The 24,194-nt window shown below is 60.8% G+C and carries 15 protein-coding genes; 13 read left to right on the top strand and 2 right to left on the bottom strand.

Annotated features, from left to right (window positions below):
• Positions 1 to 97: 97 nt before the first annotated feature.
• From murD to KQI84_05755, 8 genes are all read left to right on the top strand, one after another.
• Positions 98 to 1,483: a UDP-N-acetylmuramoyl-L-alanine--D-glutamate ligase gene (murD, locus tag KQI84_05790; protein ID MCB2154377.1), complete on the top strand. Its 1,386-nt coding sequence runs from the start codon at positions 98 to 100 to the stop codon at positions 1,481 to 1,483.
• Between the two features lie 29 nt (positions 1,484 to 1,512).
• Positions 1,513 to 2,685: a putative lipid II flippase FtsW gene (gene ftsW, locus KQI84_05785; protein ID MCB2154376.1), complete on the top strand. Its 1,173-nt coding sequence runs from the start codon at positions 1,513 to 1,515 to the stop codon at positions 2,683 to 2,685.
• A 26-nt stretch (positions 2,686 to 2,711) separates the two neighbouring features.
• Positions 2,712 to 3,905 (top strand): undecaprenyldiphospho-muramoylpentapeptide beta-N-acetylglucosaminyltransferase, encoded by a 1,194-nt coding sequence (murG, locus tag KQI84_05780; protein MCB2154375.1) that lies wholly within the window; start codon positions 2,712 to 2,714, stop codon positions 3,903 to 3,905.
• Between the two features lie 20 nt (positions 3,906 to 3,925).
• Positions 3,926 to 5,413 (top strand): UDP-N-acetylmuramate--L-alanine ligase, encoded by a 1,488-nt coding sequence (gene murC / locus KQI84_05775; protein ID MCB2154374.1) that lies wholly within the window; start codon positions 3,926 to 3,928, stop codon positions 5,411 to 5,413.
• Position 5,414: 1 nt separating this feature from the next.
• A complete protein-coding gene (gene murB, locus KQI84_05770; protein MCB2154373.1) occupies positions 5,415 to 6,368 on the top strand; it encodes a UDP-N-acetylmuramate dehydrogenase in 954 nt (317 codons plus the stop codon).
• Between the two features lie 11 nt (positions 6,369 to 6,379).
• Positions 6,380 to 7,339, top strand: coding sequence for a cell division protein FtsQ/DivIB (locus KQI84_05765; GenBank protein ID MCB2154372.1), 960 nt, complete (start codon positions 6,380 to 6,382; stop codon positions 7,337 to 7,339).
• A 162-nt stretch (positions 7,340 to 7,501) separates the two neighbouring features.
• Positions 7,502 to 8,179, top strand: a complete 678-nt coding sequence (locus KQI84_05760) for a hypothetical protein (GenBank protein MCB2154371.1) — start codon at positions 7,502 to 7,504, stop codon at positions 8,177 to 8,179.
• Between the two features lie 96 nt (positions 8,180 to 8,275).
• Positions 8,276 to 9,406: a hypothetical protein gene (locus tag KQI84_05755; GenBank protein ID MCB2154370.1), complete on the top strand. Its 1,131-nt coding sequence runs from the start codon at positions 8,276 to 8,278 to the stop codon at positions 9,404 to 9,406.
• A 109-nt stretch (positions 9,407 to 9,515) separates the two neighbouring features.
• Here KQI84_05755 and mprF read toward each other — a convergent pair whose 3' ends face one another.
• Positions 9,516 to 12,140, bottom strand: coding sequence for a bifunctional lysylphosphatidylglycerol flippase/synthetase MprF (gene mprF / locus KQI84_05750; protein MCB2154369.1), 2,625 nt, complete (start codon positions 12,138 to 12,140; stop codon positions 9,516 to 9,518).
• Between the two features lie 339 nt (positions 12,141 to 12,479).
• On the opposite strand from mprF, the gene KQI84_05745 reads away from it, so the two are divergent.
• From KQI84_05745 to KQI84_05725, 5 genes are all read left to right on the top strand, one after another.
• Positions 12,480 to 13,931 (top strand): hypothetical protein, encoded by a 1,452-nt coding sequence (locus tag KQI84_05745; protein ID MCB2154368.1) that lies wholly within the window; start codon positions 12,480 to 12,482, stop codon positions 13,929 to 13,931.
• A 243-nt stretch (positions 13,932 to 14,174) separates the two neighbouring features.
• On the top strand, positions 14,175 to 17,078 hold the full coding sequence (locus KQI84_05740) for a zinc-dependent metalloprotease (GenBank protein MCB2154367.1): 2,904 nt from the start codon (positions 14,175 to 14,177) through the stop codon (positions 17,076 to 17,078).
• 171 nt (positions 17,079 to 17,249) lie between these two features.
• Positions 17,250 to 19,211, top strand: coding sequence for an acetate--CoA ligase (acs, locus tag KQI84_05735; GenBank protein ID MCB2154366.1), 1,962 nt, complete (start codon positions 17,250 to 17,252; stop codon positions 19,209 to 19,211).
• Positions 19,212 to 19,294: 83 nt separating this feature from the next.
• A complete protein-coding gene (locus KQI84_05730) occupies positions 19,295 to 19,828 on the top strand; it encodes a MogA/MoaB family molybdenum cofactor biosynthesis protein (protein MCB2154365.1) in 534 nt (177 codons plus the stop codon).
• A 110-nt stretch (positions 19,829 to 19,938) separates the two neighbouring features.
• Positions 19,939 to 23,511 (top strand): carboxypeptidase regulatory-like domain-containing protein, encoded by a 3,573-nt coding sequence (locus KQI84_05725; protein ID MCB2154364.1) that lies wholly within the window; start codon positions 19,939 to 19,941, stop codon positions 23,509 to 23,511.
• A 6-nt stretch (positions 23,512 to 23,517) separates the two neighbouring features.
• On the opposite strand, the gene KQI84_05720 is transcribed toward KQI84_05725, so the two are convergent.
• Entirely contained in the window at positions 23,518 to 24,171 is a 654-nt protein-coding gene (locus KQI84_05720) for a DUF4405 domain-containing protein (protein MCB2154363.1), read from the bottom strand.
• Between the last annotated feature and the right edge of the window lie 23 nt (positions 24,172 to 24,194).

Here is a 24,194-nt window from a genome sequence, read left to right as displayed (position 1 = left end):
GATCGAGGCACCAAACCCAGTGATTTGTTCCCGCAGTGCCGCTCCCGTCGTTCCAGTGCCACTGCTCCCGTTCATCTGTTCCCGGAGGTAAGACGAAATGACTAGTACCAAGAACCACGATTTTCCGCATCAAAGAGTCTGCGTACTCGGTGCCGCCCGTTCCGGTGTCGGCGCCATGTCGCTGCTCCGCCATCACGGGATCGAAGTCGTCCTCGTCGACGAACGTCCCGCAATGGAGTTCCGCTCCCTGATCCGCCGGTTGCACCGCGCCCTGGTGACTTACCACTTTGGCAATGTCACCGAGGATGTGCTCAACGGCTGCGACGCCCTGGTCATCAGCCCAGGCGTTCCGCTCGAGCACTGGTTGAATCAGGCCGCTATGGATCGCGGTCTGGAGACGATTTCCGAGGTCGAGTTGGCGTCCTACTTCGCCGGCTCACCCATCTGCGCGATCACCGGCACCAACGGAAAGACGACCACGACGACTCTCGTCGGCCAGATGATGACCGACGCGGGCAAGAACGCGGTCGTTTCCGGTAATATCGGGCGCGCTTTTTCGGACGGCGTTCTGGCCAGCCAGGACACGACTCGCGATACGGTTCTCGTCACCGAGGTTTCGAGCTTCCAGCTCGAGTCGATCGAGCGCTTTCACCCGCACGTCGCCGCGATCCTGAATATCTCGCGCGACCACGAAGATCGTTATCCCGATATGCGGGATTACATCGAAGCCAAGTATCGCATCACCGAAAACCAGGAAGAGGGCGATCACCTGATCCTGAATTACGACGATCCCCTTTGCCGCAAGGCCGCCGAAGAGACCTACGCCAACGTGTGGTGGTTCTCGATGAAGGAGCGCGTCGAGCAAGGCGCGTATCTCGATGGCGACACGATCTTCCTGGTCGAAGACGGCCTGAAGGTCCCTGTCTGCGTGCTCGAGGATGTTCCCATCCCCGGCATGCATAACGTGGAGAACACGTTGGCCGCCCTGATCCTCGGCCGCCGCATGGGCGCGTCGCTCGACAGCCTGCTGGCGACTCTCCGTAAGTTCAAAGGCGTCGAGCATCGTATCGAGTTTGTAGGCGCATCGCCTCGCGGAGTGCTGTTCTACAACGACTCCAAGGCCACAAACGTCGATTCACTTGAGAAGGCTCTACTGAGCTTTGACAAGCCAGTTGTCCTGGTCGCGGGCGGACAGCATCGCAACGCGAACTACGACCGCTTGACGCAACTTGTCCGCGATCGTGTGAAGGCTCTGGTACTATTGGGCGAAGCGGCCCCGCTGATGCAGAAGCAGTGGAGCGGACTGGTTGAGACCAAGGTCGTCAAGGACATGGAAGAGGCCGTGAAGCAGGCCGATTCCTTCGCCAACGAAGGCGACGTCGTTCTTCTCAGCCCCGCCTGTGCAAGTTGGGACATGTACAAGGACTACGAAGAGCGCGGCCGGATCTACAAGCGCCACGTTCGCCAGGTCATCGAACCCTGAACCGATAACACCTCGACGGGAACACGAACATGAAGCCGATCCTGATCAACAGCCCCGCCGCGCTCATGGCGATTATCATCACGGCCCTTCTGTCGTTGGGCATCGTGATGGTGTACAGCGCCAGTGGTGCGCGTGCGGGGCTGGAGACCAGGCGGTCGATCGCCGCGCAGCAGGACTTGCCGGAGGAGAGCTTCGAGTTCCATCACAATGCCGCTTACCTGCAGCGCCAGATTGTCTGGGCGGCTGCAGGCCTGGTGGGAATGATCATCCTGATGTCGATGCCGATCGACAAAATCGAACGCTACGCGCCCATCGTGCTGCTCGCCGCACTGGTGATCCTGTTGCTGGTATTGGCAACGCCCCTGGGAGTTTCCGCAAAGGGGGCGCGGCGTTGGCTTCGCCTTGGGCCCATTACGATTCAACCATCTGAGTTCGCCAAAATCGCTCTTGTTCTTTTCATGGCGAAGTTCCTGAGCGAGAAGCGCGACGAAATCCGCGAATGGAAGCGCGGCTTTCTGCCGACGATTGCCATTTGGGGCGTGTTCGCCGTGCTTGTGGTTCTGGAACGCGACCTCGGAACCATCATCGTAATGGGCACCGTGATGCTCGGCATGTGGTGCCTGGCGCGGATGCGGCTATCTCACCTCGCAACATTGTTGGTGGCCTCAATGCCGGTGCTGGCGTTTCTGTTGTTCCAGCACTCCTATCGCATCAATCGCATCCTGGCGGTGCTGAATCCAGAGCGCTATGCGCTGACCCACGGTTACCAGTTGAACCAGTCGCTGATCGCCGTGGGTTCCGGCGGCTTGTGGGGCCGTGGGCTGGGGATGGGGCTGCAGAAGTACCACTTCCTCAGCGAAGCGCACACTGACTTCATCTTCGCGATCGTTTGCGAGGAACTCGGCCTGATCGGCGCCTGCTGCATCGTGCTGCTGTTCCTTGCATTCACGTTCCTTGGCTTCCGCACGTCGTATCGCGCACCGGATTACTTCGGCGGCCTTGTTGCGGCGGGCCTGACGCTGACGATCGCCTGTGCAGCCTTCATCAATTTCTTTGTCGTACTCGGCATGGCCCCTACCAAAGGACTCGCCTTGCCCTTCTTCACGTATGGCGGTTCGTCGCTCGTGGCGACACTGCTGGCCGTGGGGATTTTGCTGAACATCGCGAACTACACGGCCCTCAGCCGAGGCGGTCAAGAATAACGAGACCCGATATCGGGAGCAGTAGGATGTTTTGGACGTTTGAGGAAGAGCCCCAATTCCCGCGCCGGATACTGATCGTTGCCGGCGGCACGGGCGGTCATGTGGCACCGGCACTCAGCGTGGGCTCGTTCCTTCGTACACATTTTGGCGATGACACCGTCGTGCGCTACCTGTCCGGCAGTCGCGGGATCGAACGCACCGCATTCGACAGCGCCGACGAGTTTCCCGTGAAACTCGCATGCGACCGACCGCCGCGCCTTTCGGTATTTGCCGTACCGCAGTTGGCTTCGTATGCGCGGTCGATCCTCCAGTCGCGCGCGATCCTGCGCGACTTCCGTCCGCACGCCATCCTGGCGATGGGTGGATACGTTTGTGCGCCGGTTCTCCTGGCAGCACGCATGCAGCGCATTCCGTTCTTCATGCACGAGTCAAACTCGGTTCCGGGTCAAGTCACTCGCCTGTTCGCGAAACGTGCCCGCTGCGTCTTCCTTGCACACGACGCGGCAGCCCGTCGCCTGAAACGAGGCTCGGTGACGCAGGTCATCGGAACGCCGGTGCGGCCGAGTCTGCTGGAGTGCAATCGCCCGGCGGCGCGAGCGCAGTACGGTTTCGATTCGGGAATGCCGGTCGCGCTCGTTCTGGGCGGCAGCCAGGGCGCGCGTGCGCTGAATGAATCCATGGTGGAAGCGATCGGCCACCTCGCCGAGTCCTGCACGCCGGATCGGCCGCTGGGGCTGCTGTGGTCCGCGGGGCCGGTGAACCTGAAGACGGTTCGTGATCAGATCGAAGGCATCGCCCCGGACAGAATCCAGGTTCGATTGTTCGATTACATTCGCGATATGGAGAACGCTTACGCCGCGTCGGACCTGGTAATCAGTCGCGCGGGCGCGAGCACGCTCGCCGAGATCGCCGCTCTGGGCCTTCCCTCGATTCTCGTTCCGTATCCGTATGCGAAGGACAACCACCAGCTCTCGAATGCGCGGGCGCTGTCCGGCCTCGGCGCGGCGGAGTTGCTCGAAGAGTCGACGCTGACCGGTGCGCGCATGGCGGAGACGATTCTATCGATCCTGCATTGCGCCGATCGTCGCGAGGCAATGGCTGCGGCCGCGAAGGGGCACTCTCGGCCGCGCGCCGCGGAGATCATCGCCCGCGAGTTGATGGATATGCCGCCGGAAATGGAACCGCACACCGAGAACCGTCCCGAAAGATTGACCGCATGAAGCTCCCGGAGAACGCACCTATGACGCCGCAAGAACTGAACAACCGGACCGTTCCGCAAAACGACATTCGCCCTGCGTCGCAGGCGCCCGCCATCGCACAGCCGAAGGATCCCCTCGGTTTCGCGAGCGCGCACCTGATCGGCATCGGCGGTTGCGGGATGAGCGCTATCGCGCACGCGCTGATGGCGAGCGGCATTCGCGTGACCGGTAGTGACATGAATTGCGGCGCGTCCTGCCACAAGCTGATCACAAGTGGTGCGAAGGTCTTCTCCGGCCATGCGGCGGACAATCTGCCGATTACCGTGGATCGTGTGATCCTTTCCTCCGCAATTCCGAAGAACAATCCGGAATACATCGCCGCGGTCGAACGCAATCTGCCGATCGTTCATCGCAGCGAGGCGCTCGCGATGTTCCTGCAAACGCGCCAGTCGGTGCTGATCTCCGGCACGCACGGCAAGACCACGACCAGTGCGATGATGGGCCTGCTGATGGAAGCTGCCGGTTTCGATCCGTGGGTGTTTGTCGGCGGCCGCGTGCCGGCCTTCGACGGCAATGTCCGCATTGGCGGACTGGAATGGGCAGTCGCCGAAGCGGACGAAAGCGATGGTACGTTCGAACGCCTGCCCGCACAGCACTTGATCGTGACGAACGTCGAGTCGGATCACATGGATTACTGGGGCACGGAAGTACGCATGGTGGAAGGCTATCGCCGCGTCGTGCAGGCCGTTCCCGAGCTGGGACACGTTCTGATGTGCATCGACGATGTAGGTGCGTGCCGCCTGCGCCACATGGTCAATCGTCCGGTGAAAACCTACAGCGTGCGTGCACAGACAGGCGATTTCAGCGCCGCACGGATCGATTTGGGGCCGCTCGAGTCGAGCTTCGACATCTACGCCGGCAAGAAGTTCGTCCGGCGCTATACGCTCGGTGTGCCAGGGCTGCAGAATGTCGAGAATGCCGTGGGCACGATTGCGCTGGCACTGCTGCTGGGAGCCGATCCGGAGAGCCTCGACGGCGCGCTGGAGAACTTCCACGGCGTGGGGCGGCGCTTCGAGATCAAGGGGCGCGTCAATGGCATTACCGTGGTCGATGACTACGCGCACCATCCGACTGAAATCAGTGCCACCATCGCGGCGGCTCGTCGTGCGGCCACGGACAGTGGTGGTCGACTGATAGTGATCTTCCAGCCGCATCGCTTCACGCGAACGCGCGATTTGCTTGGCGGATTCGCCGTGGCATTCGCCGGATGCGATCAGGTTATTCTGACGGACATCTACTCCGCCGGCGAGGAGCCCATCGCGGGCGTTACAATCGAGACGTTGGCAAAGCGACTCGAAAACGCGGGACAGAAGAACTTGAGCGTGATCCCGCAGCGGCGTGAGATTGCGCCGCAACTCGCGGGCAGGCTGCGCGCCGGCGATCTGGTCATGACAATGGGAGCCGGCGACAATTACCGCACGGCCGGCGATCTGCTGCAACTTCTGGAATCTGTGAACGAGGGAATGTGAGATGCGCCCCAATCCGTTTCTGCGCGACAGCGCACTGCGAAACATCGTCAATCTGGAGCTCGCGCCGGACGCCGACGTGACAACCTTGACGTCCATGAGCACGCGCACAACGGCGTCGCTGCTGGCGATTCCATACGATCCATTCGCCCTGCGCAGCCTTGTCCGTGTGGCGTACCAGCGCGAGTGGCCGATGTTGATTTTGGGCGGTGGAACAAACACGATCTTTGCCCAGAATCACTTCGATGGAATCGTCGTGCAATTGCCACGCAAGGCGTTCGGCCAGGCGACGGCAATGCCGGGGCGGATTGTTCGCGTCGGCGCGGGAATGGAGCTGAGCTCCCTGCTGCAGTACGTGCGGCGCGCGGGCCTGATGGGTCTTGAGTTCTGCACCATGATCCCCGGGTCGGTCGGTGGGGCGCTCGCGGGAAACGCCGGCGCCGGAAACTGGGGCCTGTGCGACTTTGTGGAAAGCGCACTCGTCATGACGCGCAAGGGCCAGGTCTTCGAGGTGCCGCGCGGTGCGTTTGAATTCAAGTACCGCTATAGCGAACTGTCCGATGTGATCGTGCTCGAAGCGGATCTCCGCCTGGAGCCCTTGAAGGATGAAGTGGCCGCCGCGCGCCGCCGCGAGTTCGTCTCGAAGAAAAAGAATCAGCCCTACAAGTGCCACAGCAGCGGCTGCATCTTCAAGAATCCTCGCGATCCCCGCACGGGGCAGATGGTCAGTGCCGGCAAGTTGATCGACGAGGCCGGGCTGAAGGGCTACGTGCTGAACGACATCATGGTCAGCGAAGGCCACGCAAACTTCATCGTGAATCGCGGCAACGGCGTCGGCGAAGATTTTCTCGCGATGATCTCACTGATCCAGGATATGGTGCACGAACGCACGGGAATCATGCTCGAATTGGAAGCCCGCATCGTTGGCGGGCCGCTGGAAAGCTGCGTACTGCGCTGATCGAGGAGTAGATGGCGAAGAAGCCGGCCAAAAAGGTGTGGGATGCGCACCGTGCGATCGAGATCTTCCGCACGCGATACGGAAATGCGGGACGGAGTCGCACGCCTACGGCCAGCGGCGCGGTTCGTCGTCTGTCGCCGCGCCAACCCGTACCTCGGAAGTTCCTCCCCCGCCTGGCACACTATGTTCGGGCGATCCCCAACATGATCGTACCGGCGGCAATCGTTCTGGCGCTTGGGTTGCTACTTGTCGTGTTCTGGCAGTTCCTCTACTCGTCGCAGTTCTTCCTCGTCACCAAGTGGCAGGTCTATGGCGCCGATCGCCTGAGCGATGAAGAAGTCGTCGCGATCGCCAAGGGCCAATACGAGGATCCCATTCATCTGCTCGGCTACGACCTGGACGAGGCACAGGCGAAGCTGACCGCACATCCTGCGCTGCATCACGCAAAGCTGCGTCGCACGTGGCCGAATCAGATCGACATTCTGGTGCATGAGCGAAAGCCCGAGGCGGTTCTGATTGGAAAACGCGCCACGTACCTGGTCGATTGCGAAGGCGTCGTCTTCGCACGCGCGCTGCCGAACGAATTGCTCGATTCTCGCCTTCCCATCCTGACGGGGCCGTCGGAGCGTACTTACGAACTCGGCGAAGCGCTCGATCCGGCGTTCCGCGACAATACGTTGCTGTATGCGGGTGCAATGGCCGCCGCGGGTGGCCCGCTTGAGGATCGCCTCTCTGAGATCCACTGGGAACCCGGCACCGGCATCACGCTTTATCTCCGCGGCGGCACGCGGCTCGTGTGCGGCGCGCGCGCGCCTTCCGAAACACTCCCCAAGGCAGAAGCGCTGGCGGAGAAACTCGATGGCCTCGCCACCGTCGATTACGCCGACCTTCGCCTCGACACACACGTTCCGTGGAAGGCCTTTCCCATTGTCCCGGTCATTGCCGAAGACGTGGCGATGTCTCGGCGCTAGCATCCCGCCGTCCTCGCGCATTCTCATTGCGAAATCCGATCTCCATTGTAGCATTCATTGTCTTGCTGCCGCGAGGGGGGAGCGGGCGTGTGCAACGATAGTCATGAAGCCTCTGGGCGTCCGCCAAGACTATCTCCCGTAACTCTCGCCGCCGTCACGAGGATGGCATTTGCCGTAATTGCTGAAGGGATTGCGCGCATCCTACTCAAAGAGTCGTACGATCTCGAGTTCGTGGGGATGCTCAACACGGCCTTCCTTGCATGCCTTGGAACCGCCTGTCTTGTCTGCGCTCTCTTCGAGATCAGGACTCGCCCCTACTTCCTTCGATTGCTCGGGATCTTGCCTGTCCTGGCCGCTTGTTGCTTCCTTGCAGCACGACCAGGTCCGTTCGAGATCGCCTATTTCGCGCGCACAAAGCGAACCGTGATCATTGGGCTATTTTCGGCATCGGTCATCGCGGGGGCGCTTGCCCGCTGGTGCCGCGAAGATCATCGTTGGCTGCGCCCGCTGAGTCTGCTGGCGATCTGGATCATTCCCGCGATTCTTCTGACCTCTCTTCCATCCTCGCTCTTTCGGGCCGAAAGCGTTTTGAAGTTCCCGCATGCACTCTACGAGACAGTTTGCACGCCGCTCTTCCTCCTCAAGACTCAATTGAAGACGCCAGCCGGATTGGAGGAATCCATCATCACGCTCGTAATGCTGGGGGCTCTCGCCGCCAGCGCAAACGGCGCGCTGTTCGTGAAGAGAAAAGACATCGGCGGCGCGTGCCTGATTCTCTGGAATGCCCTGATGGGCCCGTGGTATCTGATCGTCTATTTCTCGTTGTTCTCCGGTTGTTGAGTGGATGAATGCCAGTCTCCTGAATGACGGATTGCAGTCACCACTTTGTCTCACTGACTGAAAGCAGCCTCTGGCCACTTCGGAAGGAGAATTGACATGATCTATGAGCCGTGGACGCCTCGCCGATTCAAATTGCGAGCGAAGAGCGTGCTCTCAGGGGAAATTGAGGCTACGAGAGAGTTCCTGAAGCTGTTTTCTCAATCGTACGAGCCCAAGTTGAGAGAGTTGCAATCCAAGATGCCAGTTGAGACGAATGATTTCATGGGACATGTAGAGTCAAGGCGCCTGGACAATAGGCTGCTGGGAATTTCTGACATCGCACTTGCCTCGGTACTAATCAAACTGTGCCAAGTCTTAGAGTATACTCGCGATAACGCCCTTCAGTATCTTTGGTACTGCTTCGAGTACGATTTCTGCGAGACGGTTGAACGAATACATCGTCAAGACTTTGGCCGAATCCTAGAGGGAGTCGTCAATCAACATACCACAAACCTGACACCCATACTATCCGAACTCACCGCGCAGAGGAAGAAGACGAACACCCCATTCTTCGAGGACCTTGTGGGGGAGCTTAGAAACCACGTCACTGCACCTGAGGACATGGTGGATAAGCGTGACAAGTATCTGAGGAGGTTCGTGGTTGGAATCACCAAACTGCACTTTGACATCTGCTGCTCTGCGTTGGCTCAGATTCGTGATTCCCTTCGCAATAACCCCAAGCGCTCTGTGGTGGATCTACAAGTGCAAGTCGCCCATAGGCTCTGCCTCCTTCAGGATGATAGAAAATCGAATTGGGATCCCAGACTTCACAAAAAAGTGGGAAACGATCTTGCGAGGCTTCTGATTCCTCAAACGCATCGATGGATCGACGGAGGGCGCGAATTTGTCTTTCCGCCATTTCTGAATGCAAAGGAGGAGAGTATAAGGAAATGGAGGATCCCTCCAGATCTACTGGAAATGCGCACTTTGGCGAATTTCTTTAAACACAACTCGGGAGTTGTGGGGGAAAGAGACAAGAATGCGGAAATCGTCGCTCACGCTTTTGATCCTCCACTCGCATTCCGCAAGAATGAAAGCGTTCCGATTCCCTATCGCAATATGAAGCTCGATGCATACATCGACTCCGTCAGAGTTTTCTGCCAAGATCTGAACGACTCTCTCTGCGACTTCACGCAGGAGGGGGCCGTGTCCGTCAACTTCTCTGCTGTGCGCGAAATCCGGCATTGAGTTGGGTGTCATCTGATAGGGGTTACGTAGGCATTACAGCGTAGCCCTGCACGATTCGGGCACACGCTCTTCTCTGGCTCCTGCCCGATTGCGAATCGGACTGCCAAACTCACCCCTTGAAGATGTTCGTGATGCTTCCGCCGGCTATCAAAGTGGCTGTGTCGAGCAGGCTGCGCGGCAGGCTCCAGCCGCCCGGCGCGGCGATGTAGCGGCCTTCCCACTCGGGGCGGAACTTCTCTTTGTATTCGCGCAAGCCTTCGAAGTTGTAGAATCGTTCGCCGTGATTGAAAATCATCGATCCGATGCGGTTCCAAAGCGGTGCGGTCGGCCGTTGCGCCAATCCCGCCAGGGGCGTCATGCCGAGAACAAACCACTGGTAACCGTTCTCTTTCGCCCACAACATCAGTTCCGTGAACAGGTAATCCATGATGACGTCGGGCGCGCGCTGAACGTCATAGCGCATCAGATCGCCGGAGACTTCCGTGTTGTCCGCGGAGACCCATAAGTTCGCAAACGCCACGGGCTCCTCTTCGCGGAAGACAACGGCAATCGGCGACTCCAAAAGGTACTCTTCGCGGAAGCACCCGAGGGTGAACCCCTTCTCCCCCACCGACTTTTCGCGCAGCCACTCGTCGGAAACCTGTCGCAGCGCGGGCAAGACCTCTGCAATGCGATCGCGGTCCTGGAGGACTTCGAATCGGCAGTTTGCTTTCTCCGAGCGGTTGCGAGCCTGCCGCAGTCGCGCGCGCTTCTTGCCTTCGAGTGTAAACTCCGGCAGCGGCACGCGACCGGACTCGCCGAACTTCAACAGTGTCAGACCAAGCTCGACGTAGTAGTGCAAGTGCTGCTCGGCCACCTCGTAGAAGACGGGGTACGTTCCTTCCTTGTCGCACCGTTCCTTGAATTGCCAGAGCAGCTCCTGCCATTCGCTTTCGTCGCCCACGGGATCGCCCATCACGATGCAACTGTTTCCCTGGCGGCCGAACATCAGGAAAGCTGTGCGCTTCGGACTGACGAAGAACTCCTTGTCGCCGAGAAGTGCTAACCAGGCCTGGCTCTTTGTGTCGTCGTGAACAATCTCGCGGACCTCTTCCATTGTGAGCGCTTGTGGTGCGACGAGTTTGGCTCTTGCAACGGCCGGCCGCAGCAACGACATCGCGCCGATGCAGATGAGCGTTACGATGACGACCAGTTGCATGCGCAGAAAACGCGGAGCGTCGCCATCGAACGCAAACTGCCACCAGAGATCGTGCGTGTAGTCGATGTGCTTGTAGCAGAACAAGCCGATCCAAAGCACGCTGATCACCACGCACGAGATCGAGGCCCACCATCCAAACGAGAACGATCGCGCCAGGATGGCCGCTCGGCGCGTAAACGCCGGACGCGCGGCGCGCAGGACACCGGCCATGATCAGCATCAAGAGCGCAACCTCCCACTCCGCGCCCTTCAACAGTTCCAGAATCGCCGCCAGCGGCAGTACAAACAGCGTGAGTCGATAGGACGTAAAGACTCGACGGTACAGCGCCGATGCGAGGACGATCAGCAGCACGCCGAGGATGCTGGCCAGTAAATGACTGAGTTCAATCGCTCCCAATGGAATGAACTGCGACAACCAGGTGACGCGATGCTCCAGGATTGGCGTCGCCGTGGAGAAGAGAAGAAGAGCGCCGCTGAAGAAGATGAGAACCGAGATCAACGTCGGGGCCACGGCACGATTCAGACTATTCATCGTGTCGAGCCAGGTCTGCACCTGCGCATGATAGGCGCGATACTCCTCCCAGGCCATGAGCGCCGCAGCGATCGCAAACGGAAGGAAGTAGTACATCACTCGGAAGACGACAAGCGCGCCGGCTGCCTCGGCGCGTGGTAAGTCCGCGGGCAGAAGAAACAGGAACGCCCCTTCGAAAACCCCCAACCCGCCGGGCACCTGGCTGAGCAGCCCCAATACCTGCGACAGCAGGTAGATCCGGATGATCAGCCCCCATGTGAATCCTGCGTCCGCCGGCATCAGCAGATAGATGGCTGTGCCTGCCAGTCCCCAGTCCAGAATGGAAACCAGCGTCATTGGCGCGATGATCGAGAGCCGAGGGAGCGTGAACTCCATGGAACCCATACGGAGCGGTCGCCGACGCAGCCCCGAAACAAGTAAGACAGTCACGGGTACCGTCAGCAGAGCCCATCCCAACCAGTCGGCGCTGAGAATGCCACTGACTTGCTCCCCCATCGGGACGAGTGCCAACGTCACTCCGATCAACGTGCAGAAACCCGTCCAAGGCCCGAACAGAGTGATACCGAGTACGCGGAATACTTCCGAGGGCGAGAGCCCGAGCACAGAGTAGCGCCTCAAGCGAACGGACGTCCCCGTCACGGCAGAATTCCCAAGGTTGTGGCTGAACGCGAATCCGATGAAGGAGTACTTCACGGCCTTCATCGCCTGGCCCTTCAGCCGCCCGGCGTAATGAAGCCCCAGAACATCGTAGCCGGTGCATGCGGCATACCCGCCTGCCACGGCCAACAGGAACAGAAGAATTCGCTCGATGGAGAGCGAATGGGCATAGGCTCGAACGCTCGGCCAATCCGTGTGGCGAAGCTCGTGGTAAATCACGCCCAGCGCGATCGGCAGCAGGATAACTCCAAGATACGGGGCGTACCTCAAGAAGATCTTCAACTTCTTCATGCCGGCGGGAAGATGCAGGGATCGGTGCGGTTTTGTTTTTTCGAAAGAATCCGGCATGTCCGCCTCATGAGGTCATCAACTGCTTCGAGGCAAGACTTGTGGATCGCAAAGACAGGGATCAATCGGATATGCGACTGCATAAGTCGCTGTCGGAACACTTCGGCATCAGGGCATTCGACTTGACTTCCCATGCGATCGTGGCGTTTGCTGTAGTTGTTGAAGCGGACATTTGAATCTGAAGACCCGCCGAGGACTTTTCGGCTGGGCAGATGCATGCTATTGAGGCTGGAGACGGAGGAGGCAGCCATACAGGCTGTCGGCTACCGGCTTCTTTTTTTGAGCGTCTGCTCGCAAGCAAGGTTCCTCGCCAAACAATCACAGCAAGGAGAACCGAGTATGCGAACACCTTCGAAAATCCCTTTGGCAGGAGCCCTCTTGCTGGCGCTTCTGCTCAGCCTCTCGCCAGGCGCCTATGCGGCCATTGGCGACCATACAACACTGAAGAGCAACAATCTGGATGTCCCCGTGACGCCGGTCGATACGGAAGTCATGGTCACCCTGACAAGCTCCGAACCGCTTCTTCTATGGTCCGTTCTGATGATCGGCAGAAACATGGATGCGGGTGAATCGGTGACATTGAAGGCCGTGATTATGGATCAGGTGTACGAAATCTACGGCCCGTCGCCGGTCCCGCTGCTTCCCAAGACGAATTTCGGCACGACAACGGTTGTTCGCGGCGATCCGACTGGGCCTGACGTTCACTCCGAAATCATCGGAACCATCGAACTGATGAATCCCCCGCGCGATAGTACCGCCGGCACAGAGATGTTCGCCGCGCTGGCCGAGGAATCCGCCTACTGGGCGGCACAAGCTTCCTCGTACGCCTATTCCCAGGTCTTCGCCGCTGCCGACGCCGATGCGCAGGCTCAGGCTGCCGCAGTCGCTGCGGCTGATGCTCACGCCCAGGCGAAGGCTGCGGCGCAAGCCTCCGCCGAGTCGGCCGCTGCGGCGCAGGCCATTGCTGCTGCCTATGCGGAAGCGGCAGCAGCAGCTCAGGCTGCCGCTCACTCCGCTGCTGCCGCTCAAGCCGAAGCACAGGCCGTGGCAATCGCCGTGGCGCAAGTTCAGGCTGCCGCTGCCGCCGTCGCGGCTTCAGCCGCAGGAGCTTACGCAGGGGCCAGTTCGGCCGCAGTCGCGACCGGTGAGGCCTCCGGCTATGGCGGAGTCAGCGCCTCAGTCAGCCAATCGAAGAGCAGCATGACAGTCTCGGCATCCGCAGTCGCGGGTGCACAGGCCTCATCTGCTGCTATGACCGAAACAGGAACCGCCGCGGGTGCCGTCGCAGCGGCATACGCCCAGGCAGATGTTGCCCTTCTCGCCCTGGCTGCAGCGCTGTCCGGTGCCGGGGCCACTGCCGAAGCACAAGCAGTTGCCGATGCTCAGGCGGAAGCGGCCGCCGCAGCAGCTAGCCAGGCGGCTGCGCTGGCTGCCGCCAGTGCTGCCGCCTCGGCAGGCGCGATCGCGACTGCTATCGCAAATGCTCAGGCTGCCGTCGTTGCGGCCGCCGTCGCCATTGCCAGTGCGGAAGCCACAGCCGCGGTTGCCGCATTTGCTCAAGCTCAGGCGACCGCCGCGATTGCCCGTTCCGGCATCTTCCACCGCCCTGTGGACGCAGAGTACGCGGTCACACTCCTGTTCGGCGTGTCCGCAACGGATGGCTTTGACTTCAACGTGAAGAACGTCTTTGAGACGGCTGACGGCGCAACGGTGTCCGTGACGCTCGGCCCGGCGCCTCCAGGCCCGCCGCCCTCGACGATCCACCGTGGAGGCGGCATGTCGGTCCGCTGACCGCAAATAACGACACCTGGTAATCAAATCCGCCGCGGCCCCGTCCGCGGCGGATTTCTTGTGCGCACAGGCCTTTCAAAGGCTGCCGATCGATATATGCGAGTCTCGGAACAGAACAAAAAACGGCGCCGCGATCTCAAGGAAATGGCGCTAGCGGCGTAGAATTCGCTGGCTAGCTGCGTCTTTGCGTGGGCCCGGCTGAGGACTCGCGCTTGGCATTCATCACAACATGGGAGGCCTTCCATGGGATTTGCACGACTTCGTGGAGCCTGGATCGGGCTACTCGCGATCGCACTTCTGGCCAGCTTTGGCACCGGAATCCGCGCCGAAGAGGGTGAGAAGGAGAAGAAGGACGATTTCCCGAAAATCGCCGAGAAGACCGAGGGAATGGAGAAGCTCCCGGGCTTCCTGACCCTCTACTACGACAAGGACGAGGACCGGTTGTATGGCGAATTCGCCGGCCCGGCCCTCAAGGACGAGTTCCAGCTTTCGACCAGCGCCTCCGCCGGTCTTTACGCCGGCAGCCAGTGGGGCGAGGACCTGCTGAAGCTCGAGGTCATGGACAAGGAAGTCCTCTTTGTCGTCCCAAACACCTTCTACACGGCCAAGGGCGAACTGAAGGACGTCGTTGAGCGGACGTACCCGGACCAGGTCATCGCAAAGGCGCCGATCCTGGCAAAGACCAATGGGAACATCCTGATCGACATGAAGGCCCTGCTGGCGGGTCAGGCTGATGCCTTCGTCGGACGGATTACCGGCTTCAAGGTCTCCCAGGTCGCGAAGGCGAAGTCCTTCCCGGACAACACGATCGTCGAGATTCGCTTCCGCGGCCCCGATGGCGCGCTCGGAATCGCGTACAGCTTCGGTCGCCTGCCGAAGACAGACTACAAGCCGCGTGTCGCAGATCAGCGCGTCGGCTATTTCCTGACGGCTCGCACAAATTTCTCCAAAGACCCCGAAGCGGACACGATGTTCGATCGCTACATCAACCGCTGGGACCTGGAGAAGGCCGATAAGTCGCTGAAGCTCTCTCCGCCGAAAGAGCCGCTTGTTTTCTACATCGAGAAGTCGGTTCCCATCCGTTATCGCCGCTACGTGCGCGAAGGCATCGAGGAATGGAACAAGGCGTTCGAGAAGATCGGCATCGCCGATGCCATCGTCGTTCGCCAGCAGACCGAGAGCAACGAGTTCGCCGATCTGGATCCGGAAGATGCCCGCTACAACTTCTTCCGCTGGGTGACCAATCAGGGCGGCTACGCGCAGGGTCCCTCCCGCGTCGATCCGCGCACGGGCCAGATTTTCGACGCAGACATCATCATGGATGACTCCATGGTGCGTTATTACCTGTATGCCTACGACGTGTTCGTCCGGGCCGCGGCTCAGAACGCTGAGTACACTCCGAAGCTCCGCCAGTGGCTGGCTCAGAATCCCGAAGAGCATCCGCTCTGGAATGAACTGCAGTCCGCCTACGCCATGCGAATCCAGGAGGACCCGCGCCTGGCCGGCCAGACGCCGCGGTCGCTGTTCGCACAGGACATCATGGCAGATACCTTCTCGGCCGCCCACGGCGGGCACTTCTGCTCCATCGGGCAGGTGCTCGGCAGCGAGCTGGCCTTCGCTGGTCTCGGCCTCGATCTCGGCCTGATGTCTCAGGCAGAGAACAAGAAGGCCAAGGATGGCGACGATAAGGGCGATGACGATAAGGACGACGAGGAGAAGAAAGACGAGAAGGATCCGTTCGCGGAATGGCCCGAGGAATTCATCGGCGGCCTGGTCCGCGAAATCGTCGCTCACGAAGTCGGGCACACGCTCGGCTTGCGCCACAACTTCAAGGCCAGTTCCTGGAAGACCTACAATGAAATCATCGAGACCTCGGATCGTGAAGTCCCGACGGTCGCCTCGATCATGGACTACAATCCATATTCGCTAAAGGCCGACGGCACGCCGCCGGACGTTTGGATCACGCAGTCGATCGGTCCCTACGACGAGTGGGCGATCGAGTACGGCTATGCGATTGCTGGGACCGGCGATTATCCGTCGGGTGAAGACAAGATGCTGTCGCAGATTCTCGACAAAGCCACCGAGCACGGCCACGAGTACGGTACCGATGAAGACGTGGCTTCGCCCGATCCAACGATCAACCGATTCGATCTTGGCAAGGATCCGCTCGTGTTCGCGCAGGAGCGCATGAAGCTCGCCAACAACATCATGGAGCGCCTGCTGGATGTGGCAGTGAAGGACGACGAGAGCTACGACAAGGCCCGCCGCGCGTACGAAACGCTCTTCTGGCAGCGCTACTCCGTCGGCAACCTGGCCGCCAAGCACATCGGCGGCACGTACCTGTATCGCGATCACAAGGGCGACCCGAATGCCCGTCCCCCGATCGTGCCGGTCGACGCAGAGAAGCAGCGCGAAGCCATACGCCTGATCTCCGAACACATCTTCGCGAGGGATGCGTTCAAGATCGATCCGGAAATCCAGACGCACCTGGCTGCCGGGCGTTGGTCGCACCGCGGAAGCTCGAGTTGGCGCGAGCCGCTCGTCTATCCGATCCAGGATGAGGTGCTCTCGATGCAGCGTTCGATCATGTTCAGCCTGACGAATCCGCAGCGCATCGAGTGGGTGTACGACGCCGAGATGTACGTCCCGGCCGACAAGGACGTGTTCACACTGCCGGAACTGCTCGACACGCTGACCGCCTCCATCTGGACGGAAGTCAAGGAGCCGAAGGGCGCCGACTTCGGCGATTCTTTCACGGCCCGCAAACCGATGATCACGAACCTGCGCCGCAACCTGCAGCGCGAGTACCTGGGTCGCCTGATCACAATCGCCAACGGCGGCGAGCGCAGCGCCTATCCGGCAATTGCCCGGACGCTGGCCTGGAAGCAGTTGAAGGACCTCGGCGCGAATATCGACGAGATGCTCGCCGACAAGCGCGCCTCCAAGCTGGATCCCTACACGACGGCACACTTGGAAGAGTCCAGCATGCGGATCCAGAAGGTCCTGGCTGCCGACTACGTGGTTGGCGAGAACGGCGGATCGTCCGGATTCCGCATCATCTTCGGCCAGCCGACGCCCTCCGAAGGCGCGGCGCAGAGCCTGAGAAGCGGGATGCCGCCGATGGGCGGAAGCCCCTACATGCGGTGATTTTCCCCTGCAGAGGCAGTATCCAGTGCCCCCGGCTTCGGCCGGGGGCACTTCTTTGGACCGGTTCGTCCAATTCTTGCTCATATGGTCATTTCCAAGAACCGATCATGAGATCGGCAAGGCGCGGCCACCGGCGTCGGCGCCCGGTAATTCCAAGGAAAGGCCCATTCCATGAGCGAAACGACGGTCTTCGACGATCTTCTGCACGAGGAGCGAGAATTCCCCCCGAGTGCCGAATTCGCGGCGAATGCGGTGGTTCGAGACGAATCGCTGCACCGTCAGGGAGAGGAGGACTACGTTAAGTTCTGGGAGGAGCAGGCCCGCGAGCTCGAATGGTTCGAGCCGTGGAAGGAAGTCCTGCAGTGGAATCCGCCCCACGCTAAGTGGTTTGTCGGCGGAAAGATCAACATCACCCACAATTGTCTCGATCGCCACCTGAAGAGCGGCCGCCGTCACAAGGCAGCGCTGATCTGGGAAGGCGAGCCGGGCGAAATTCGCACACTGACGTACCAGCAGCTCCACACGGAAGTCTGCAAGTTCGCCAACGCGATGAAGGGCCTCGGCGTCCAGAAGGGCGACCGCGTGGCGATCTACATGCCGATGATCGTTGAGGCGGCCGTGGCGATGTTGGCCTGCGCGCGAATCGGCGCCATTCACAGTGTCGTGTTCGGCGGATTCTCGCCAGAATCACTCTCCGATCGAATCAACGATGCGGAAGCCAAGCTGCTGATCACGGCGGACGGCGGCTGGCGTCGCGGCAATGTTCTCGCGCTGAAGAACGAGGCGGACAAAGCCCTGAAGAACTGTCCGTCGATTGAAAACGTCGTCATCGTGAAGCGCCCCCACGGCGATCCGTTCCCTTGCCAGGTGCAGGAAGGGCGCGATCACTGGTATCATCGCCTGATGCAACAGGCCAGCCCAGTCTGTCCGGCCGAAAAGATGGACGCGGAAGATGTGCTTTACATTCTCTACACGTCTGGCACGACAGGCAAACCGAAGGGCATCGTTCATACGACAGGTGGGTATTCCGTCGGAACGCACTTCACAACGAAGACGGTGTTCGATCTGAAGGAAGACGACTTGTTCTGGTGCACAGCCGATGTGGGCTGGGTCACGGGACATAGCTACATCGTGTACGGTCCGTTGCAGGCCGGCGCGACGGTGATGATGTATGAAGGCGCGCCGAATCATCCGGAGCAGGATCGCTTCTGGGAAATGGTCGCGCGCCACAAGGTCACAGTCTTCTACACGGCACCCACGGCCATTCGCGCCTTCATGAAGTGGGGCCGTCAGTTGCCCGCGCAGCATGACCTTTCAAGCCTGCGGTTGCTGGGCTCGGTCGGCGAACCCATCAATCCGGAAGCCTGGATGTGGTATCATGAACACATCGGTCCGCTCTCTTGCCCGATCGTCGATACGTGGTGGCAGACAGAGACGGGCAACATCATGATCACGACCCTGCCCGGGGCCCAGGCCGCGAAACCCGGCAGCGCTGGGTTCGCGATGCCCGGCATCGAAGCCAAGGTCCTGGACGAGCAAGGCAACGAGGTCGAAAAGGGCAGCGGGTTGCTGGCAATCACGAAGCCCTGGCCGGCAATGCTGCGCACCATCTGGGGAGATGACGATCGGTACGTGAATACGTACTTCTCCAAGTGGGACAAGTCGATTTACTTCCCCGGCGACGGCGCGAAGCGCGACGAAAAGGGTTACCTGACGATCCTGGGTCGCGTAGACGACGTTCTGAATGTCAGCGGTCATCGCATCGGCACGATGGAAGTCGAATCCGCTCTGGTCGATCATCCGATGATCGCAGAGGCTGCCGTGGTGGGTCGCAAACACGACCTGAAGGGGCAGGCAATCGTCGCCTTTGTAACGCTTAAGGGCCGTGCCCAGATGACGCCGACGATGCGCGACGAGTTGTCGAAGCACGTCGTCGAGAAGATCGGCGCCATCGCCCGTCCGGAGGAGATCCTCTTCTCCGCGGACCTGCCGAAGACACGCTCCGGCAAGATCATGCGCCGGCTCCTGCGCGATATCGCTGACGGCCAGGCCCTCGGCGACACGACGACTCTCGCCGATCCGGATGTCGTCGAGCACCTGCGCGAATCCTACGAAGAGAAATACGGCGGATAAGTCCTTCACTTGCGGACCGGCGGCGAAGAGAGCGAAAGTTCCTTCGCCGCCGGAATCCGTTTTGTCTCTCTGAAAGGCTCCGCATGTCTTCCCAATCTACGCAACAACATCGCGCCGAGGCGCAGGAACTCCCTCCTGTACGCGTCGCCGTTTTCACAATCAGCGATACCCGCACCCCCGAGACGGACAAGAGTGGCCAACTCATCCGCGAGTCGCTCGAGGCCGACGGCCATCAGGTCGTGCACTACGATGTGCTGAAGGACGATCCTGCCGCCATCAAGGACCGGATCCACATGCTTGTGTCTTCCCGCGGTGCGGACGTGATCCTGACCAACGGTGGAACGGGAATCGCCCCGCGCGATGGAACGTTCGAGGCCATCGACAGCCTGATCGAGCGGCCGCTGCCCGGCTTTGGCGAGCTCTTTCGAATGCTGTCGTGGGACGAAGTCGGTGCGGCGTCCATGCTCTCGCGCGCAACTGCGGGCTTGCGCGGGCGCACGTTAATCTTCAGTATGCCTGGGAGTTCCAACGCCGTGAATCTCGCCATGACCAGGCTGATTCTCCCCGAGATCAAGCACCTGGTTTACGAGATGAAGGGCATACGAGAGAAGAAGTAACCTTCCCCCGACTCTTCCTCACCTGCTGCCTTTGCTTGCGGCCATGATGGCTTGCGGGCAGCTTCATTCGTAATCCAAGCGGGCCGGCGGCCCGAAAGAGAGGACCAGTCGTGAATTCGAAGGTTTCCGCGATCTTGAAGCTGGGGCTCCCGGCAATCATCCTGATCATCCTGGCGGCGGTCCTGCTCTGGCCCGAGGGCAAGAAAGAAACTCCCGTGGCGCAGGCCCCCGAGCCCACGCCCGCCCCCGTAGCCACGCATGCCTTGGCCACGCCGACTCCGGCCCCCCAGGCGACTCCTCGCCGGACTCCTCGGCCGCCAATGGCGACTCCCCGACCAGAGCAACCTAAAGAGGAGCACAAGGGCAAGATCCTTGATCGAGCAAACACGTCACCCATTGAAGGTGCACGGGTTACGGCCTATCTCCTCCAGAAGAATCTATACACCCTGCAGCACGGCGATTACCCCCCCGCCCTGGGTGAAGAAACGACCGATGCGGCCGGTGAGTTCAATCTTCCGGCGCCTGAGCTCGGTCCCGAGCAAGTAGTCGGTTGGCGGGTGGAGGCGGATGGCTACGACTCGCGCCTGGTGCTCTACCAGACGAACGACGCGCTCAACGATCCTCTGGCGACCACGGTGCTTCTCGATGGCGCGGGGACGATTGATGGCTTCGTCGTGAACGAGAACGATGAGCCAATCGCAAATGCCCGCGTTGGCGAACTGATCCTGAGCGGCTATTCCTCTCCGCAACCCGGCCCGGGCCCGTTCGCATCCGAATGGAAGACCACGGCTGAGGATGGGCGCTTTGCACTCCAGGGTATTCCGCTTGAGAAGTCGTTTCAGATTCCCGTCAGTGCACCTGGATATCTGGAAACGCGCACGCGACCAATTGAGGCTGGGACAACAGGACTAAAAATCGTTCTTCGGAAATCTGAGGTCGCCCTGACCGGCGTCGTCCTGACCGATGAGGGCATGACGGTCCCAAACGCCCGGGTGACCGCGCAGAATGTCGGCCGAGTCAGCGCCGGACAGCAGGCCGTCGCCATGCAGGCAACCAAGAGCAATGAAAGCGGCGAGTTCGCTTTCCCGGATCTCATGGCCGGGTCGTACTTGGTGACTGCCGCGGCCGCATCGGAGCGTACGCTCGCACTTGAATGCGAAGCCTGGCAGGAAGTCGTTCTTCTTCCCGACGAGTCTAAGGATGTTGAACTGCGTCTGCCGCCGACCGCCAAAATCGTCGGCCGGTTCGTTGATGAAGCAACGGGCAATGGCGTGGGCGGTGTTCGCCTGCGCGCCGACATCGAGCGTGCGGAAGGTCCCGAGAGCTTGCCCTCAATCGTCAGCGCCTCGAGTGGCGAATTCCGCTTTGAGCTCTGTACGAATGTCGAGAAGGGCAAGGAAGGCAACGTGCGGCTCCGCGTCGAATTGCCGGAACCGTGGACACTTCCGAACCGTTCGAACACGATCTTTGGCGACTACAATCTGACCGACCAGTACCTCTCGATCTTCGGACTCAAGTCCGGCGAAACGAAACGTATTGAGGTACCGCTTGGCCAGGGCCGGAAGATCACAGGTGTCGTCTATCAGCCCGACGGAGAAACGCCGGGAGCCGATCTAAGCGTCTTCTACGAAGGCAGAGGTCTCCACGGCGCAGTGACGACCGACGGAAACGGCGAGTTCGAGTTCCTTGCCCCCCTCGGCGCACAGGTCGAAGTCGAGGCGTCTTCAGATCTCGGCATCGCCACAGCGATCGTCCCGCCCGGCCAGACGGATCCGGTGAAGCTGATTCTGCAAGGCTACGCGTCGATTTCCGGAACGGTCACGACCTCAGGTGGTGAGCCGGTCGAATCCGTCGTCGTCGAGGTCGAGCACATCGATGAGGTCGCGCCTCCGGACTCTGCGATCACGTTCGAAGAGAAAGGGCACGTTACTGCCGATGGGACCTACAAGATCGAGAAGGTCGCCGCCGGACGCGTCCGCCTGACCGTGAACCTGATGGATGAGCGCCAACTCGTCGAACCCGAACCGCAAGTGCTTGATGTCGCCGTCGGCGAGGAACGCACGGACGTGAACTTCATTCTGAAGAAGGGCGACTTCCTGGACGGCCTCGTCCTGGACATGAACGACAGCCCGATTGCCGAGGCTTCCATCACGGCCTTCGGCGGTCCGCGTGGCTCCTACGGTGCGACGACGAATGAGGACGGCGAGTTCACGCTCGAGGGCATTCCGATCGATCAGCCGCTCACGCGTGTCACCGCAACGCACCGGGACTATGAGGAAGAAACCAAGGTCAACGTCAGCATCTACGATGGGAAGTTGATCTTCCATCTGAAGGCGCTCGGCAAGTTGACGATCATGGCCGTCGATCCGAATCGCCAGCCGATCGGCAACTATCGCCTTCTGCTGCAGACGGAAGCGGATTCGCCCGTCGGAACAACGATGGCGACCGTAGTGCAAACGGTGGTCACGGATTCGAGCGGCCAGTACGACATCGAGGACATGCCGAGCGGCAACTTCCGCGCAGAGGTCACGGAACTCGGCGATCGGCCCGGCGCGGGACGCACGGGAACCGAGGACTTCACGTTTGACCCGGCCGATGGAGACAAGACGGTCACGGTGAAGCTGGATGCCGGAATGACGCTGTCCGGCCGCGTTGTGCGTGCGGGGACGGAGTCGCCGATGTCCGGCGCGACGGTGGTGCTGAAGAACCCGCCGCTGAGTCTGCAAGGTAGCGCCAGCGGGCCAAGTTCGCAGGGCTATGAAGTCGCTGCCTCCGGCGGCACATTCGAGATCGGGCCGCTGCCCGCCGGCACGTACACGTTGTGGGCGTACACGGACGACATGGTTGCTCCCGAGGTTCAGGCCACCGTGTCCTCTGGCGGCGAGAATTACGTGACGCTTGGCTTGGCGCCCGCGCCGACCGTCTACGGCACCGTGACGGATCTGGATGGTAACCCGGCACGCAATGGGTTGCTGTTCTTCGCGCACGAGGGCCAGCCCCCCACCGGCGATCCCGTGCAGGTGACCGACGGCACGTATGAGAAGACGCTGACCGGCGCTGGGAGTTGGGAAGTCCACGCCAGCCTGGAGGACTCGCCCGAAAGCGTCAGTCGTCAGTTCAGCGTCGGCGAGGGCCAATCCGTTGAGGTCAACATCGACTTCACGGGAAAGGTGACATTGACCGGTAACGTCTTTTTGAACGGCGAGGAATGGACCGGCCGGCCGTCGCTGATGCTGAGGAGCGATCAGGGCGATGTGGCCTACCTGGAAGCACCCGGCGCTCCGGGAGAGTACAGGGCCAAGATCCTCTCTGGGAAGCTGACGCTCTCCATGACAGACGACATGGTGAGTGCCCCCTTCGACGAGCAGATGACGCTATCCGATTCGCCCGCGCGGCAGGAGCACGACTTCCTGCTGTGGGTTGCGCCGTTGGACATTCTGGTCGTCTTGGGCGAGAGCCCGTTCCAGGGCGGCCACCTGACCGTCGCAAAACGGGGCCCGAATGGTGAGGTGGCCGCGGTGAAGAGCTGGGCAATCAGCGATGTCTCCGTGCGCCTGTTCCAGGTACCGGAAGGCGACTACCAGGCGATCCTGACACGCGACGGCGCCACGATCGCGCAATCCGGCTGGGTGACCGTGAGTGCACAACAACAGAATCAGTTGGTAATCGAACCGATCGAATAGCGCCGGCTACTCGGCTTTGTACTCGGCAACGATTGTTCTGACGGCTTCCATTTCGAAGCCGTGCTGTCGGCGCAATTGTCCAAGGCGCTGTCCCGGGTCTGTGTCTGTCGGCAGGCCGAGGGCTGCAATCACTGCCGTCGCCGGAACGCCAGTTGTCTGCTCAACTTCTGCAAGCGACATCGATCCCCGGATTGTCTCTGATTCACCATGAGTGACCGCTTCGGCGACGTTGGTAACTGTGGAGGCCGCTTCGCGACCGCTTCCACGCCCGCCGCGACGGCTCTCGCTCTCGGTGGTTCCGCTCTTTGGCGCAAGAAGCGGTGCGGCTGCCAGAACGATCAGTGCAAGAGTGGCGAACACGCCGATCAGTGCGCGACCGCCCTGTGCCTCGCGCGGCTTGCCCCGGACGACAGCCAGAATCCATCGCCAATGCAGCAACAGGTGCACGGCAAGCACGACGAGCATTCCAACCGCGATCCAGAAATGGACGCCGCCCCAGTCGTGCCGCGTCAGTCCCCACACACTGGTGCCTTCGCCGCCATGGCGTCCGCCGCTGCCCGGTGGCAACGTGTAGCGCATCAGCAACCCGGTTGTGGTCAGAAACAGGAACGCGGCAAGCGCCACCGCATCCACAAAGAAGTTCGTCTTGGTGCGATTCATCCGAATCTCCCTCCTGCAATCGG

The sequence above is a fragment of the bacterium genome, assembly GCA_020444065.1.
Lineage (GTDB): Bacteria > Sumerlaeota > Sumerlaeia > SLMS01 > JAHLLQ01 > JAHLLQ01.
The sequence above is the reverse complement of the archived record's forward strand: the minus strand, read 5'-3'. Positions and strand labels throughout refer to the sequence as shown.